Raw genomic sequence first — 14,930 nt, 5'->3', positions numbered from 1 at the left:
AGCGGCCGGCCTGGCCGCAGCGAGCGACCTGCTGGGCCTTCAGGCTGCGGACAACGCGGCTCCGCGAGCCAGCCAGATGATCATTTGTCAGACACGGCCTAGCCCAACAAGGCGGCGTTGTTGCCCTCCAGGAGGATGTTGTACGGCCACTTCGATGCCGCGGCGGCCGACGATGTCAATCCCCTGGAAACGTAGAGGCCTTCCTTACGCGGCTTGGTCCTTCTGATGGTGCTCGGCGCGTGCTTCGCTGATGGTGCGTTCGAACTCGATTGGCGGTAGGCCGGCGGCCCCGCTGTGGCGGCGGCGCGGGTTGTAGAAGTCCGTGATCCAGGTGGCGATCTTCAGCCGGGCCTCGGCGCGGGTGGCGAACTGGTGGCGGTGGATGTACTCGACTTTGATCAGCGAGTTGAACGACTCGGCGGCGGCGTTGTCCAGGGCTGATCCCACGCGCCCCATGGACTGCACCACGCCTAGCCTGTCGCACAGGTTGTTGTACGCCTCGCTGGTGTACTCGCTTCCGCGATCACTGTGAAAGATCACGCCGTCCACATCGCCACCGCGGACAGCGACCGCCATCTGCAGCGACGCTCCGACCAGCGCGGCGTCGTGGTGCGATCCCATCGCGTACCCGAGCAGGCGACGCGAGAACAGATCCAGGACCGTGGCGAGGTAGAGCTTGCCCTCACCGGTCTCGATCTCGGTCATGTCGCCGACCCACAGCACGTCGGGTGCGACCGCGTCGAATCGGCGATGCACCAGGTCAGGGGCGGCTCTTCGCTTGCCCTGACGAGTCAGCGAGCGTCGCCTGCGGGGCGGCTTACGGCCCTGCAGTCCCAGGTCGGCCATGATCTCGGCGACCGTGTTCACCGAGACCTGCCAGCCCTCGGCCCACAGGTCCAGGGTGACCCGCGGGGAGCCGTAGGTATCGCCCGACTCGCGGAAGAAATACGTGATCCTCTCCTCCAGCTGCCTCCTCCTGGCCTCGCGCTTCGTGGGCTCGGACGGTCGGCGGCGCCACTTGTAGAACCACGCCTCGGATACCCCGAGAGCGCGGCAGGCGACGGTGTGCGGGATGTCGTACTCGGTCCTCTGGTCGCTGATCACCCCAACGAGCAACGCCGGGTCCCCCTCAGCTACTTCACCCAAAGGACCATGCAGCGTTTGAGGACGTCACGCTCCATCTCGAGCTCCCTGATCCGCTTGTTCTTCTCCGCGTCCTGCCTGCGCAGCCGCGCCAGTTCCTCACGCTCGGGCACGCTCAGCGTCCCGTCCCCGCCGGCCTTCTTCGCCCTCGACACCCAGGTGCTCAGGGTGGTCTCGTTGATCCCCAGGTCCTTCGCGACCTGCGCGATCGGCCGACCGGTCTCGGAGACGATCCGCACAGCCCCCTCACGGAACTCCGCGTCGAACTTCCGTCGCTTCTCTGCCATGACCCCCAACTTCCCCTACAGTCACGGTCTCTACGCTACGAGGGGATGGTCATTCTTCGACTTCCCCGCCGAGCACTGGATCCACCTGCGGACCACGAACCCCATCGAGTCGACGTTCGCGACCGTACGCCTGCGGACCAAGGTCACCAAGGGCGCGGGACGAGCGTCTACGCGAGGTGGTCGCCCGGGCAAACGTCGCCTGAGCTGCCATTGCGTGCGGGGCGAGGTCACTCCTCGGCACTCGGCTCGACCGGGCGGACGTACCACTCCGAGGAGAAGTCCGCTTGCAGCACGACTTCGTCCTGCCTGAGGTACTCCGCGTCATGAAGTACAACTCCGCTTACCACAAAGTGGCTGCCACCCGAGTCGACCGAGTCGCGCATCTCACCTGACCTGGGACGCAGCGGCACGTCGATCCGCACCGGAGTCTCGGCCGGCAATCCGTTGAGAGCTTCGCGTAGTTCCCCCACTGTCAGCTCCACGGTCTCATGCCGGTAGCGCTCTACCCCCACGTCATCAGCCATGCCGCACAGGATAGAAGCAAGCGTCTTTGATCAACCACGTTGATCACCTTGCGCCCAGCCGCCGCGTAAACAGGGCGAACGTTGCCTGATGCGGCACTAGTAACCCCGCGAGGCAGCCATCGTGCGGCCGTGGCACGTTCCGCTCGTATTCCGGAACCGGCGCGAATCGCATCTGATGCGAACTGGCGCCCTCTTGCGCTGCATTGACCGAGCGGACACCGGGAAGCCGCTGATCAGCGGAGAGAACGCCCACTGCATGCCTGCCGCGACGGTAGCCGACGGCCGGGCCTGTGTCGTTCCACTTCACTCGATCGGATGGCTGACCTGCCGTTCCTCTCCGGACTTCGCATCCGATGCGAGATTCTCGCGCTAGATGCGATCTACGGAGCGTGACGAATTTGGCAGGCGGGAACGGGACGGCGCCAGGGACCGCGCGGCTGCATCTGGCCGACGGGGTACCGCTGTTGCGGCCGGAGGAGCAGGTCTTCGAGGCGATGCTGGACGGCTGGCGCAACCAGCAACTGGCCCGGAACCTCGCGCTGTCGACGATCAACGGCCGTGAGCGGAAGGTGCGGGCGTTCGCCGCGCACGCGGACGCCTTTCCGTGGAACTGGTCCTCGCCGTTGGCGGACGAGTGGTTCGGCGACCTGCGGGCTGTCCGGGGCTGCGTCCGCTCAACGCTGCGCGGCTACCAGGAGGCGGTGCGGCTGTTCTGCGACTACGCCACCGCCCCGGCCTACGGCTGGGCCGCCGAGTGTGAACGCCGTTTCGGTACTCATCCGATCCAGGTGTGTCACGAGTGGAACACCGCCGTGCACATGCAGGAGTGCGAGGCCGAGTCCCCGAAACGGGCCTTCACCCGGGACGAGTTGCAGGCGTTCTTCGACCACGCCGACGACGAGGTGAGCAGGGTCCGCGGACGCGGCCGCAAGGGATGGCTGCCCGCCTTCCGTGACGCGATGCTGTTCAAGACCGCGTACGCCTTCGGGCTGCGGCGCAACGAGACGCGGATGCTGGATCTCGCCGACTTCGGCCGCAACCCCGAAGGGACGGAGTTCGGCGAGTACGGCGTCTGCTACGTCCGCCACGGCAAGGCGAAGAAGGGCTCGCCCCCCAAGCGCCGCAGCGTGCTGACCGTGTGGGACTGGTCGGCCGAGATCCTTGACCAGTGGGTCAGCGAGGTGAGGCCCGCCATGCGCCACGCGGACGGCCCCGCCCTATGGCCGTCCGAACGCGGCCAGCGGGTCGGCCTGCAACGGCTGGACTCCCGCTTCGCCACCTACCGCGACGACCTTGGGCTGGACCCGGTCCTGGACTTCCATTCGCTGCGAAGGTCGTACGTCACCCACCTGATCGAGGACGGCTGGGACCCGCTGTTCGTCCAGCAGCAGGCCGGCCACGACCACGCGTCCACCACTTCCATCTACACCTGCGTGTCCTCCGACTTCCGCACCCGCACCCTGCGGCGGGCCCTGGACGCCACCATCGAGGCCGCGCTCAAGCCCGCGAGGAGGGCCCGATGAAACGCCAGGTCAGTTACCAGTGGCGGCTGCGCGAGCGGATGGCCGCCGCGGGGATGTTCACCACCAGCGAGCTCGCCCCGCCGCTCGCCGAGCGCGGCATCAACCTCTCGATCTCCCAGGTTCACCGCTTGGTCACCGGCACCCCCGAGCGGCTGTCGCTGCCAGTACTGGCCGCGCTCTGCGACACCTTCGATTGCACCCCGGCCGACCTGATCGCCACCAAGGCGGAGAACGCCGCCGTCCGCAAGGTCGCCACCGGCGACGCGGTGGTCGACCTGTCGGCGGTCCGTCCCAAGCGCGCCCGCATTCGGCCGGAAGGATGAGCCGCACCCGCGTCCGCGCCGAGGATCTGTTCTGCGCTCGCTGCCACCGAGCCGTCCGCCTCGGGACGGCCCACTGGCCCGAGGGCTACCTCTGCGCTGCCTGCTACGACCACGCGCTGGAAACCTATGGGATCTGCGCCATCTGCGGCGCTGAGCGGCTGACGCCTGGCCTGGCACCGGACGGCGGCAAACTCTGCACCGACTGCGCCGGCGGCCTCGGCGACTTCACCTGCGAACAGTGCGGACGAGAAGCAAGGCGCTACCGGCGAGGAATCTGCGGCCAATGCGTGCTGGCTGAACGCCTCCACGAACTCCTCGACAGCGGCACCGGCTCCATCCGCGCCGAGCTGCTTCCGATGTTTGACGCCCTGCGGCAGACGCGCCGCCCGAAGGGCGCCCTGACCTGGACGAGCAAGCCCCACGTCCAGCGGAATCTACGAGCTCTGGCCTGCGGTGAAGTCCCGCTCACTCACGAGGGCTTGAGCCAGCTCACCCCCTGGCGTTCAGTGGCTTACCTGCGTGATCTGCTCATCCAGACCGGAGTCCTGCCACCGGCCGACCGGCACCTGCTGCTGTTCCAACGATGGCTCACCGAGAAGCTGCCCGCCGTCGCTGACGCCGGGTACCGGCAACTGCTGGAGCTCTTCGCTACCTGGCACGTCCAGCGCCGCCTGAACACCCTGTCTGACCGCGTTCCACTCACCGGCAAGCAGATCCAGCAGGCCCGCAGCGAAATCCACCTCGCGACCGCCTTCCTCGATCACCTTGCCGAGCGTGGACGGGCCCTCACCGACTGCACCCAGGCCGATGTCGATGCCTGGTACGCGGGCGGCTACGTCGCCCGGCGCCTCACCCACGCCTTCTTACGGTGGGCAATGCGGTCCAAACACATGCCGAAAGTCGCAGTCCCGCACCGCTCCACGAGCAACCCCGCCCCACTCGCCCAGCACCAACGGCTCACGCTGCTGCGACAGCTCGTGACCCGCGAAGACATGCCGCTCCAGGACCGCGTGGCCGCCGTGCTCGTCCTTCTCTACGCGCAGCCACTTACCCGCATCGCCCGACTCACCATCGACGATGTCCTCCAAGAAGACGGTGAGGTCCTGGTCCGGCTCGGCGACCCACCTTCGCCCGTCCCGGCCCCTTTCGCCGGAATGCTGCTGGGCTACCTGGGCCAACGGCCGAACACCATGATCGCGTCCAACCCGGACGCCCGATGGCTCTTCCCCGGCCGACGAGCCGGACAACCCATGACCCCGGCCACCTTCGAACTCCGACTTCGCCACCTGGACTTCCCCACCCAGAGAGGACGCACGGCGGCGATCCGCCACCTCGTCCTCCAAGCCCCCGCACCCGTCATCGCCCGCATGCTCAGCTACCACGACGACACCACCGCCCAACTCGCAGCCGAAGCCGGAGGAACCTGGCGGCACTATGCACCCGGCGACCACTCACGGTGAACACAAGCCCTCACCGGCTCAGGAATACACGACTCCCGATTACGCGAGGTCGCCAGTTTCATACCCCTAGAGGTCGCTTCTTTTGACGGCGGGACGACTGCCGACCCAGGGGGCCTGCGAGTCGTCCCGCGGACCGTCTCGCGCGGGAAACCCTTGGTCAGCGCCAGCGCGCCTGTGGTACAGCGGGTGGCTCCGTCACAGCTGTCCCGGAGGTTCCCATGCGCCGTCTTGCCGTCTTTCTCGCTTCGTCCGACGGAAAGGACCCGGCGTACGCGGAGCTGGCCGCCAGTGTGGGTGCGGAGCTGGCCCGGCGCGGGATCGGCGTTGTCTACGGCGGCGGCCGCAGGGGGCTGATGGGGGTGGTGGCGGACGCCGCACTGAAGGCGGGCGGCGAGGTCATCGGCGTGATGCCGCGCAGCATGGTCGAGCGGGAGTGGGCGCACGAGGAGGTGACGGAGCTGCACATATGCGACTCGATGCACGAGCGCAAGGCGATGATGGCCGATTTCGCCGACGCCTTCGTCGCTCTGCCGGGCGGGCTCGGCACGCTGGAGGAGATCTTCGAGGTGTGGTCGTGGCGCCAGCTGGGCTTCCACGCCAAGCCGGTCGGCCTCCTCGACGCCGGGGGCTTTTGGACGCCTCTGGTCGACGCCCTACGCGGCATCGCCGACTTCGGCTTCCTCCCCGCGGCCACTCTGGACGACCTCGCCGTTGCACCCGGACTGCCCGGACTGCCCGGTCTGCTGGACGCGCTGGAGGAGCGGCTGCGCAGCGTCCCGCAGCCCGCGCACGGAGGCTGATCAGGAGTACCGCGTACGTCCAAGGCGTGCCTGGTATCAGCTCTGCGCGAGGACGTCACGGCGCAGCAGGTCGCTCTGTTCGGTACCCGCGGCTGGTCACTGCCGTGCTCTTCGAGATGCACGATGAGTGGATCGCCTTCCCCCGCCGCTACCTACCCGAGGCCAGCATGGACCAGATCTACCCCACCGAGCCCGATGAAAGCGCCCCCGCACTACCCAACACCACCAACACAACCGACGATTGATCGGCTACGCCACGCCAAGGGACACGATCCGGTTGTCAGGCTATGTCATTGATCGCCGTCCTGGTTGGGGCTCTCGTAGGCCATGAACCAGTGGCTGTCGAAGTAGCGAGCGGTCGAGTGAGGGTGCAGCGGGTCGGTGAGCAGACGGTAGATGAACTCCGCGGTCGAGCCGTCGAAGCGGTCCCAAGAGATGTAGGCGTCGTCTGTGACGAGGATGGGCCACCGGTCAGGGTCAGCGCCCTCCGTGAGCCAATAGAAGGAGGTCCTTTGTTCGGTGCTCGCCCACTGCAGCAACCCACCGGGGGCTGGATACAGACGGTACGGGTTCCACGGGCCGTCGCCGTCAGTTGCGGCGCACCGAGCCCAGAACTCGTTGAACTCGACGATGTCGAGGCTCCCGGGCGGCCCGCCGGCGAGCAGGAGACTGAGATAGTCGTCGAATGCTCCATACCCGAACAGCTCGACCAGTCTCTTGTAGTCACCGGGCAAGGCTGTTCCGAGCCGATTCTCGGCCGTCGTCCAGTCGACAACGTCGCCCCGGTCCGGTGACCATCCGGTGACGGCGACGACAGCGTCCACCCAGGACGCGTCCTCCGGCAGCCCGTCCGGCTTCCCCGTGGCCCGCTCGGCGACGTCCGGCTTCCCCATCGGCCGCTCGGCGACGAGCACAACCGGCTGCATATCGCCGCCGGTCCGTACCGTTCCGCAGCCGATCCATCGGTCGGCGTAGGTCCACGCGCGCATCTCAACGAGTCGCTTCCCAAAGGGGGCGAGGAGCGGTTTTCCGGTGCGTTCGGTCAAGGGCGGATCGACAAACTCGCCTGTGGCAAGGTTGCGTGGCCGCCCGTACCGGCCGCTAAGTACCTGGCCGAAGGCGGGCAGGTAGATGTCGTCATCGGGCGTCAGGCACATGTGCCCTGTTCCATGACCGGCCTGGTCGCACACCAGGCCCTGTCGGCCCCGCGCGACCAGGGCATGAATACCCGCGAGCAACTCCTGTTCGTCCATGACCAGGCAGTCAAGCACGGGCTAGTGACACTGCCCGCCGGGCCGCATCCGCCGGCCTGGAGGCGAGCAGTTGGGTCGGACGGCTCGCACGTGCGGTCGGCCGAAGCAGATGACTGGGTCAGGCGGAAGCCGACAACTCTGGCGGGTGTCAGCGCTGCCAGTCCTAGCGGGGTCCCATGGGCGACAAGGGGGCTGAACGAACGAGCAGCAGCTGTCCGAAGCAAGCGCATGGAAGTACCTGGTCGAGACTCTCACCAAGCTCGCCGTGGACATGAGGGATCAGACGACATGGCTCGACAAGTACCGACTCGAAACCGACGATGCTGGGATTTTTCGCTCCGGGTTGTGGCCCCTGCTCCTCGATGCCCACGATCACCATGACCCCGAGTACCGGCCTTGGGGCAGTGGCGAACTCTTCCTGGAGCGGATCACGTCGCCTGACGCCCACGAGCCGGCCGCCCTGCTTTCCGCCTGGTGGCACGACTACACACGCATCAGCGAGGACGACGACAACCGCACCCCCGACCAGCGATTCGCGGTCGCCGCCCCCTTCGGCCAGCGGCGGCCCGGTCTCGCACCCACCGGACCACAACGCCGCGATGCCGACCAACTCACCGACGAGTACGCCCAAGCGCTCCTTGTCCGCCGCCCGTGGCTTCGCCTCGGCCTGATCGCCGCCTCCTCCGGCGCCGCAGCTCTGTCAGCTGTCGGTTGGCAAGGCCCGGTCAACTACGACAACGACACGGCGACTTTCTCCGCCGTCCTGAAGGACTGGGAACACCGCTTTTCAGTGCCCGCGTGATCTGCGTCGGCTTCGACACCCTCTCCGTGAGCGTTGCCGTGGCCCCAACTGGCCGGGACGCTGCCCTGGCTGTCGCCGCTGAGCACTTCGCGTTCTGCCCCGACAATATTTGGCAAGGAGCTGGAAGCCTCACCGCATATGCCGATCAACTCATCGACGCCGACGAGTGGAAGTTTTGGTGGGACTAGGTCAGGAGTCGCAGAAAGCGCAGTTCCTCCAGCCTAGAACCCGGGATCTCCCTTCCAGACAAGGCGACGGTCCCGCGGGGGTGCGAGTGGAGTAGGGCCCTTCGGGTACGGGGCGGGCGCCGGGTCAGCCTCGGGTGCGGCGGCGCAGCCGGTGGGTGACGGCCCGTTGGGACAGGGGGCCGAGTCCTTGCAGGGCCTGGGCGAGGACGGCGAGCTGTTCGAGTGAGTCCAGGGCGCGGGCGGCGCCCTCGGGGTCGATGCCCTCGTACAGTTCGATGCCGACGAAGGAGGCGGCCGCGGCACGGGCCAGCCCGGCGGGGTCGGCGAAGGCGGCCAGGGGGGTCGCGGCGAGCAGCCGGGTCAGGACGCCCTCCAGCTCCTCGATCCACAGCGCGAGCCCTGCGGAGGTCGCGGCTGCGAGGGCGGGTGCGGTCTGGCCAGCGGCAAGCAATTGACCGAGGACGGCTACCTGTCCGGCGGCCCGTTCCTCGGCGTGCATCGCGCGGGCGAAGGTCAGGAGTTCCGTGAGGGAGTCCAGGGCGGCGAGCCTCTCGCGGTAGCGGGAGACGCGCTGTTCGGCGCCGTGCACACAGGCGGCGGCGAGGAGCTCGTCGACGGAACCGAAGTGGTAGAAGATCAGAGCCTGGTTGACCCCCGCGGTGGTCGCAATCGAGCGGGCCGAGGTCTTGGCGATGCCCTGCTCGACCAGGGTACGCAGGGCCCCTTCGAGGAGTTTGAGGCGAGTGGCCCCGCCGGACGCGCTCACGCGCGGGCCTCCTCGCGGACGGGCCTCAGGTCGGCGCGGACTCCGCGCCCGCCCGCGTCGGCGTACTCGGCAGTGAAGGAGCCCTCGTAGCCGAAGAGGAAGCCGAAGTGCCGGTTGGTCACCCGCACCCGGATCCGGAAGCGGCCGGTGCTCTCATCGAACGACTCGCGGACCTCGGCTTCGCCTCCGATCAGGGACGGGACGCGGACGTCGACGGGGCCCTCGCGGAAGCGGTGCTCGCCGGAGCGGATGAGGAGCGAGCCGTCGGGTTCGGCGCTCATGTGGAGGTCGCTGGCGAGGTGCTGGTGGGTGCCGAGGTAGTCGAGGACGCAGTCGCGCTCGGGGCTGAAGACCATCGTGGCGTCGAAGCGGTGGGGGCCGTCAGGCAGCTGGAAGGTCCGCACGAAGGTGACGGTCTCGCGGCCGAAGGAGTCCACGTAGGGGAAGTTCTCGATGACGAAGGGCACGTCGCGCCCCTCACGCGGGACGAGGATGTTGCGCATCCTGCCGAGCCGGAGGAACGGCTTGACGAAAGGGCCCCCGTGGCGAATCCGCTCCATCGTCCCGCGCCCGACGCAGGCTTCGCCGCTGTCGAGCCCGACGGAGAAGCGCCGCCGGATCTCGGGGTGCAGACGGCCGAAGTCGGCGCCCATGTGAGTGTGGAAGATCGAGGTCACGAGGGCTCCAGGGTGGCGAGCAGGCGGGGGGCGCGGACGCGCCCGGACGGGGTGCGTCGGCAGCGGCGTGCGGCGGGGGTGCCGGGCAGCGGGGGCAGCAGGGCAGCGAGGACGGCGGTGGCCGCCGCGAGGGCGAGCGGGGCGACGGGAGAGGCGAGCAGGGCGGCGAGGACCAGGGCCAGGCGCAGGGCGCACTCCCCGAGGGCGCGGGCGAGGGCGGCGCGCGGGTGGGTCCCGCGTTCGCACCACAGCCGCAGCCGGTCGAAGGACCAAGCGGTGGCCCAGGCCATGAGCGGCCGGAAGACCAGCCGGTCGGCGAGGGCCCCGCAGCGGCCCCAGCGCGGGCGGTAGTCGTAGCCGGTCAGGAAGCAGATCCCGGTGGGGCCGGGGACGTAGCGCCAATAGCCGCTGCCCTCGGCCAGCAGCGAGAGCGGGTGACCCGAGGCGAAGCGGAGCGCCGAAACGCGTGTGCCGTCGGACCGCTGCCGCTCGCCCGCGCTGACTCCGGTGCCTGCGATCCACAGGAGGGGCAGCAGCCGGGTCGCGTACCGGAAGCGCTGCGGCTCTCCGTCGGCGCGGGGCAGGTAGGAGATCGAGGTGAACCTCAGGTCCCAGGACTGGTGCCGCGCCGGGTCCTGGGTCCGCTCCCACAGGACGTCCATGTCGGCGTCGATCACGGTCTCCACGTACAACCCCATGGCCGCCACCGCCCCCTTCTCACGATTTGAGCGTTCGCTCAAGCGGCACGGTAGCCCGAGTTGAGCGAGTGCTCAAGGGGATCGGCGGGCCGGTTGTCCGTCCCTCCGAGGCGGACGCTCTGAGCCGTGATCAGCAGCGTATGGCGGAAGAGCAGCGCGCCGCTGGCCTCTCCCGGCCCGTATCATCCGGTGCCATGGATAGGGGTGGTCACCCGTTGTGGACCTGCGCGCCTTCCCCGAAGGCGGGCACGTCGGTCACGGCCATGTCCTGGCGTAGCGCGGCTGTTGCCTTCCGGACGCCCACGGTCAGCGACGAGAAAAGAGGTAGGGATCCGGATGCAGGCGAGGGTCGATGGCGCTGGGACGCTGTCCAATGAGCGGCTGGCTGCCTACAGCGCCGTTTCCACGTCCCTTGCCCTGCACAGTGATCGAGGACTGGGCGAGCTTGTGGACGCTGCTGCACCGCTCGGTACCGGTATTGGCGGGAGGTCGGCGCTACTGGAGGTTGCAGGTAAGCCGGTCTTCGTGAAGCGGGTCCCCCTCACTGGGGTGGAGCTTCGGCCAGAGCATGTTCGATCCACGGCGAACGTGTTCGGGCTGCCAGTCTTCTGTCAGTACGGCGTCGGCGGGCCAAGCTTCGGGGCGTGGCGGGAGGCTGCCGTCCACACAATGACCACCAACTGGGTCCTCTCAGGGCAATATCAGGGGTTTCCGCTGATGTATCACTGGCGGGTTCTGCCGGACACGGCACCGGCTCTTCCGAAGGAGCTTGCCGACGTGGATCGTGCCGTGTCCTATTGGGGAGGCGGGCCGGAGGTACGTCGGCGTATCGAGGCTCTTGCGGAGTCCCCGGCGAGCCTCGTGCTGTTCCTGGAGTACATCCCCCAGACGCTGCACGAGTGGCTCACCGAGCAGGTAGGGGTCGGTGACGAGGCGGCCGGCCGGGCCTCTGTCCTGGTGGAGAGGGAACTGGAAGCCGGACCTCATTCATGAACGACCGCGGTCTCCTGCACTTCGATGCCCACTTCCAGAACATCCTGACCGACGGCCGGCGCCTCTACTTCGCCGACTACGGCCTGGCACTGTCGTCCCGCTTCGACCTGACCCACGCCGAGACCGAGTTCTTCGAGAGGCACCGAACATACGATCGCGCTTACACGCTCAGCTACTTGGTGAACTGGCTGATCACCGGCCTCTACGGGTACGAGCCGGATGAACGGGTGGCGCTGATTCACGCGTGTGCCGAAGGGGGGCGGCCCCCTGCGGGTCCGCCGGAGGTTACCGGGGTCCTTGCCCGTCACGCACCGATTGCGGCAGTCGTGACGGACTTCTACTTGAGGCTGCAGCACGAGAGTCGAGAGATCCCGTACCCGCTGGCGGCAATCCACCAGGTCTTCGAGTCGCGTTACAGCTGAGCGTCCCCGAATTCCGCCTGGTGTGCCCACCGGGCCAATGCGTTGGCTCACCGGTGACAGACGATGGCGCCTTACGTCTGACGTGTCGTGTTCTCGATACTCTCGTCCCGGTCTGCATACACGGGGGAGGAGAAGCATGCTGAAGAAGAGATTGGCCGCCGTGGGGGCGGTCGTGGGCTTGACGGTTGGTCTCGGCAGCACGCCAGCGAGCGCCGAACCGGTCATTACCTCGTTCGCGAACTACGCTGGTGCGATGGCGTGTTTGGACTTTCGGGCGGACTACGGGCCCTATGTCTTCGGCTGCAACCACACGGACTATCAGATGTGGTACTGGGCGGAAGGCGATGAGTACACCGCGCTGCGGCAGAAGGCCACCAAGCTGTGTCTGACCGTGCGTAACGACCAGCCGACGATGAAGCCGTGCGCGGCCGCGGACCAGGCGGCGGTGTGGCAAATCAGCAGTTCGAACCCCCGGCTCATCCAGAACAGCGCGACCCACAAGTGCCTCGCGCGGATGGCGAACGACCGCCTCAACACCACGACGTGCACGGGCGGAGAGTCCCAACGCTGGTGGCGCAACTAGGAGCTGTCCGATTGCTTCGGCGCCGCGCTGCCGCCGCCCCCCTGGCAGCCGGTGCATTGACGCTTCACCACCAGCCTCTCGCGCGCTCCCGGCGCGTCCTCGCCCGCCACGGGACGGGAGCCACCGATCGAGGAGTGGGAGACGTGCGACCTCCACTGCCGGGAGTCCACTGGACCGGGCATTCCCTGCGCATCGGGCTCGCCTCCACCGGCCGCAAGAAGGGCAAGGACGGCATCACCATCGCCGACCAGGGCGGCTGGGCCCGCCACTCTCGCTTGGCTGCGTAGGTGAGATGTGAGAACGACTGTCGGCGAGTGCTGGCAGCGGATCTGGCAACAGAGGGCCTGGAATGTCGGTCAGAAGTGGAAACGGCTGGACCATGTCTTCGGTCACGACCACCGGAGCCTTCGCCTGGCCACCGCCGATGCCGCCGGCAGCACCCGCTCCGCCGCCGTCACCCCCGCTTCCGCATGCCGTCAGCGCACCTACTCAGAACTCGTCACCGACAGAGGTCCGGTCCGCGGGAGGGGTTGCGAGCTGCTGTTGGTTTGCTGCACTGAAGTGAGTTGTGGTGAGCGGGAGTGAGTCCCGTCGGCGGGTTCGCGCGGGCGGGAACGGGGGTTCTGGGGTCGAATGGGTGACCTTTGGCGGCTGTTGCTCGTTGGGCTGGGTGATGGGTGTCCGGCCTTGCGGGAGGGGGTGGTGTGGTGGGTGGTGTGCGGGAGTTGGCGGCGTCCTTCGTGGTGCCGGGGCCTTGCGGGGTGGCGGTCCGGGACCGTCTGGGGCACCTCACGCCCCAGGACGAGATGGTGCTGCGTGCGGTCGGTGAGCATCAGGGTGCGCTCGCTTCCCGTGATCTCAAGGCTCGCTGCGCGGACGGTCTGGAGCACAGCGCGGACACCTGGGCGTCGCGCAAGCGGGACCTGACGCCGCTGTCGTCGTCGCGGATCGCGGGTGCGATCACCAAGGCCACACACGATCAATGGGCGCTCGCGCGCCGTTGCCAGGCAGCGCACATCCAGAAGCTGGCAGCCGGGATCAAGATGCTGCGGCACCGCCTGTCCCTCCCGATCGGGGCGCCCGGAACGAAGCGGGCCGCGGGAGGCTACCGCTCCCGGAGTGAGTGGTTCCGCAAGTCCCGCCGCCTCGCTGCACTGGAGGCACGGCATGCGGCCGTTGTCGCCGACCGGCAGGCCGGACGGGTTCGGGTGGTGCGGGGCGGCAGACGTCTCCTCAACACCCGCCACCACCTCGCCCAGGCACAGCTCACCGAGGAGCAGTGGCGGGAACGGTGGGAGGCGGAGCGCTGGTTCATCGCTGCTGATGGTGAGTCGGGGAAGCGGTTCGGGAACGAGACGATCCGCGTCACCCCGGACGGTGAGGTCAGCATCAAGCTGCCCGTCCCGCTCGCGCACTTGGCCAATGCCAGGCACGGCCGGTACGTCCTCGCCTCCCGGATCTCGTTTGCGCACCGGGGTGCGGAGTGGGCCGACCGCATCGAAGCGGACCGGGCCGTGGCCTACCGCATCCACCTCGATACGGGGCGTGGACGCTGGTACCTCACGGCCTCGTGGCAGCGCCCCGTCGTGAAGACCATCCCGTTGGAGACCGCCCGCGCCGGGGGCATGATCGGCGTCGACACCAACGCCGACCATTTCGCCGCCTACCTTCTCGACCGGCACGGCAACCCGGTCGGTGACCCGCACCGTTTCCCTTACGACCTGTCCGGCACCGCCGGTCACCGCGACGCGCAGATCCGCCACGCGCTGACCCGGCTGATCCACTGGGCCAAGCAGGCCGGTGTCGCCGCGATCGGCATCGAAGACCTCGACTTCACCACCGAGAAGACCCGCGAGAAACACGGCCGCAGGAAACGGTTCCGGCAGCTCATCTCCGGCATCCCGACCGGGAAACTCAAGGCCCGGCTGGTGTCCATGGCCGCCGAACAGGGCCTGAGCATTGTCGCGGTCGACCCGGCCTACACCACTTTGTGGGGTGCCCAGCACTGGCAGAAACCGCTGACCACCCCGCACCGAAAGATGTCCCGTCACGATGCCGCCGGTATCGCGATCGGACGACGCGCCCTCGGACACCCGGTCCGGCGTCGGACGGCACCGCCCCCGCACGACCGGAGCGATCGTGCGGGGCATCGGACCGCCCAGGCCGGACCAGGTGACCGGGGGCGTGAGGGAACCCGCCCACCCGCAACGGACCGGCCCCCTGGAGGGCCGTCACCGAACGGGACGCGAAAGCGGGAACCCAGCGCATCCAACACCGTTCGGGATGCGCCCAGTACGCAACAGTGGGTCCAGGACTCACTTACGCACACTGGCTAGGAACGGTTCAGCTGATCGGCTGTTGCTCGGCGCGTGCTCGGGTGGTGGCGAGCCGGTAAGAGTCGGTGCCGGTTTCGTAGGCCTGAACGGGCCGGATCTTGCTGCCAGCCCACCCACACGACCATGCACCGGCCTGGGACCGCCTCAAGGGT

General features: G+C 68.2%; 17 protein-coding genes and 1 pseudogene. 11 read left to right on the top strand and 7 right to left on the bottom strand.

All coding sequences use genetic code 11. The features are described from left to right. Positions 1 to 204 precede the first annotated feature (204 nt). The 3 genes from OG972_RS43795 to OG972_RS43785 form a co-directional block, all read right to left on the bottom strand. Complete coding sequence (locus OG972_RS43795) at positions 205 to 1,104, bottom strand: IS3 family transposase (RefSeq protein WP_266992057.1); 900 nt, start codon at positions 1,102 to 1,104, stop codon at positions 205 to 207. A gap of 29 nt (positions 1,105 to 1,133) precedes the next feature. Next, the gene (locus tag OG972_RS43790; RefSeq protein WP_266991198.1) at positions 1,134 to 1,430 is read right to left on the bottom strand and encodes a transposase; all 297 of its coding nucleotides are present in this window, start codon (positions 1,428 to 1,430) and stop codon (positions 1,134 to 1,136) included. Positions 1,431 to 1,657: 227 nt separating this feature from the next. Then, complete coding sequence (locus tag OG972_RS43785) at positions 1,658 to 1,954, bottom strand: DUF6225 family protein (RefSeq protein WP_266992055.1); 297 nt, start codon at positions 1,952 to 1,954, stop codon at positions 1,658 to 1,660. 389 nt (positions 1,955 to 2,343) lie between these two features. Between OG972_RS43785 and OG972_RS43780 the strand changes: the two genes are divergently transcribed. From OG972_RS43780 to OG972_RS43760, 5 genes are all read left to right on the top strand, one after another. Continuing rightward, entirely contained in the window at positions 2,344 to 3,477 is a 1,134-nt protein-coding gene (locus OG972_RS43780) for a site-specific integrase (protein ID WP_266992053.1), read from the top strand. Next, a complete protein-coding gene (locus OG972_RS43775) occupies positions 3,474 to 3,800 on the top strand; it encodes a helix-turn-helix transcriptional regulator (protein WP_266992051.1) in 327 nt (108 codons plus the stop codon). Before OG972_RS43780 ends, OG972_RS43775 begins: the two co-directional genes overlap by 4 nt. Beyond that, positions 3,797 to 5,260, top strand: coding sequence for a hypothetical protein (locus tag OG972_RS43770; protein ID WP_266992049.1), 1,464 nt, complete (start codon positions 3,797 to 3,799; stop codon positions 5,258 to 5,260). The genes OG972_RS43775 and OG972_RS43770 overlap by 4 nt, the downstream gene beginning before the upstream one ends. A gap of 218 nt (positions 5,261 to 5,478) precedes the next feature. Continuing rightward, positions 5,479 to 6,060, top strand: coding sequence for a TIGR00730 family Rossman fold protein (locus OG972_RS43765; protein ID WP_266992047.1), 582 nt, complete (start codon positions 5,479 to 5,481; stop codon positions 6,058 to 6,060). 116 nt (positions 6,061 to 6,176) lie between these two features. Next, positions 6,177 to 6,305: a hypothetical protein gene (locus tag OG972_RS43760; protein ID WP_266993066.1), complete on the top strand. Its 129-nt coding sequence runs from the start codon at positions 6,177 to 6,179 to the stop codon at positions 6,303 to 6,305. A gap of 45 nt (positions 6,306 to 6,350) precedes the next feature. Here the strand turns inward: OG972_RS43760 and OG972_RS43755 are convergent, their stop codons facing one another. After that, on the bottom strand, positions 6,351 to 7,106 hold the full coding sequence (locus OG972_RS43755) for a hypothetical protein (protein WP_266992045.1): 756 nt from the start codon (positions 7,104 to 7,106) through the stop codon (positions 6,351 to 6,353). Between the two features lie 478 nt (positions 7,107 to 7,584). Between OG972_RS43755 and OG972_RS43750 the strand changes: the two genes are divergently transcribed. Both OG972_RS43750 and OG972_RS43745 read left to right on the top strand, forming a co-directional pair. Beyond that, a complete protein-coding gene (locus OG972_RS43750) occupies positions 7,585 to 8,115 on the top strand; it encodes a DUF4253 domain-containing protein (RefSeq protein ID WP_266992043.1) in 531 nt (176 codons plus the stop codon). Next, entirely contained in the window at positions 8,112 to 8,303 is a 192-nt protein-coding gene (locus OG972_RS43745; RefSeq protein ID WP_323135984.1) for a DUF4253 domain-containing protein, read from the top strand. Before OG972_RS43750 ends, OG972_RS43745 begins: the two co-directional genes overlap by 4 nt. Positions 8,304 to 8,427: 124 nt before the next feature. Here OG972_RS43745 and OG972_RS43740 read toward each other — a convergent pair whose 3' ends face one another. From OG972_RS43740 to OG972_RS43730, 3 genes are read right to left on the bottom strand one after another with little or no spacing between them, the layout of a single operon-like run. Beyond that, on the bottom strand, positions 8,428 to 9,069 hold the full coding sequence (locus OG972_RS43740; protein WP_266992041.1) for a TetR/AcrR family transcriptional regulator: 642 nt from the start codon (positions 9,067 to 9,069) through the stop codon (positions 8,428 to 8,430). After that, positions 9,066 to 9,746, bottom strand: a complete 681-nt coding sequence (locus tag OG972_RS43735) for a DUF4166 domain-containing protein (protein WP_266992039.1) — start codon at positions 9,744 to 9,746, stop codon at positions 9,066 to 9,068. The genes OG972_RS43740 and OG972_RS43735 overlap by 4 nt, the downstream gene beginning before the upstream one ends. Then, positions 9,743 to 10,444 (bottom strand): hypothetical protein, encoded by a 702-nt coding sequence (locus tag OG972_RS43730; RefSeq protein ID WP_266992986.1) that lies wholly within the window; start codon positions 10,442 to 10,444, stop codon positions 9,743 to 9,745. The genes OG972_RS43735 and OG972_RS43730 overlap by 4 nt, the downstream gene beginning before the upstream one ends. Positions 10,445 to 10,780: 336 nt before the next feature. Between OG972_RS43730 and OG972_RS43725 the strand changes: the two are divergent. The 4 genes and pseudogenes from OG972_RS43725 to OG972_RS43710 all read left to right on the top strand — a co-directional run bounded on the left by OG972_RS43725 (position 10,781) and on the right by OG972_RS43710 (position 14,778). Beyond that, positions 10,781 to 11,859, top strand: a pseudogene (locus OG972_RS43725) (protein kinase family protein). Between the two features lie 136 nt (positions 11,860 to 11,995). Continuing rightward, positions 11,996 to 12,442, top strand: coding sequence for a ricin-type beta-trefoil lectin domain protein (locus tag OG972_RS43720; protein WP_266992037.1), 447 nt, complete (start codon positions 11,996 to 11,998; stop codon positions 12,440 to 12,442). 143 nt (positions 12,443 to 12,585) lie between these two features. After that, complete coding sequence (locus OG972_RS43715) at positions 12,586 to 12,729, top strand: hypothetical protein (protein ID WP_266992035.1); 144 nt, start codon at positions 12,586 to 12,588, stop codon at positions 12,727 to 12,729. 420 nt (positions 12,730 to 13,149) lie between these two features. Further along, positions 13,150 to 14,778, top strand: a complete 1,629-nt coding sequence (locus OG972_RS43710; protein WP_266992033.1) for a transposase — start codon at positions 13,150 to 13,152, stop codon at positions 14,776 to 14,778. Positions 14,779 to 14,930: the final 152 nt, after the last annotated feature.

Source organism: Streptomyces sp. NBC_01669 (assembly GCF_026339735.1).
Lineage (GTDB): Bacteria > Actinomycetota > Actinomycetes > Streptomycetales > Streptomycetaceae > Streptomyces > Streptomyces yanii.
This window is presented reverse-complemented; position numbering and strand designations above follow the sequence as displayed.

Coding starts and splice junctions, on each gene's coding strand:
- OG972_RS43790 (WP_266991198.1), bottom strand. CDS start 1,430: ATGGCAGAGAAGCGACGGAAGTTCGACGCGGAGTTCCGTGAGGGGGCT.
- OG972_RS43785 (WP_266992055.1), bottom strand. CDS start 1,954: ATGGCTGATGACGTGGGGGTAGAGCGCTACCGGCATGAGACCGTGGAG.
- OG972_RS43775 (WP_266992051.1), top strand. CDS start 3,474: ATGAAACGCCAGGTCAGTTACCAGTGGCGGCTGCGCGAGCGGATGGCC.
- OG972_RS43770 (WP_266992049.1), top strand. CDS start 3,797: ATGAGCCGCACCCGCGTCCGCGCCGAGGATCTGTTCTGCGCTCGCTGC.
- OG972_RS43765 (WP_266992047.1), top strand. CDS start 5,479: ATGCGCCGTCTTGCCGTCTTTCTCGCTTCGTCCGACGGAAAGGACCCG.
- OG972_RS43760 (WP_266993066.1), top strand. CDS start 6,177: ATGCACGATGAGTGGATCGCCTTCCCCCGCCGCTACCTACCCGAGGCC.
- OG972_RS43750 (WP_266992043.1), top strand. CDS start 7,585: ATGAGGGATCAGACGACATGGCTCGACAAGTACCGACTCGAAACCGAC.
- OG972_RS43730 (WP_266992986.1), bottom strand. CDS start 10,444: ATGGGGTTGTACGTGGAGACCGTGATCGACGCCGACATGGACGTCCTG.
- OG972_RS43720 (WP_266992037.1), top strand. CDS start 11,996: ATGCTGAAGAAGAGATTGGCCGCCGTGGGGGCGGTCGTGGGCTTGACG.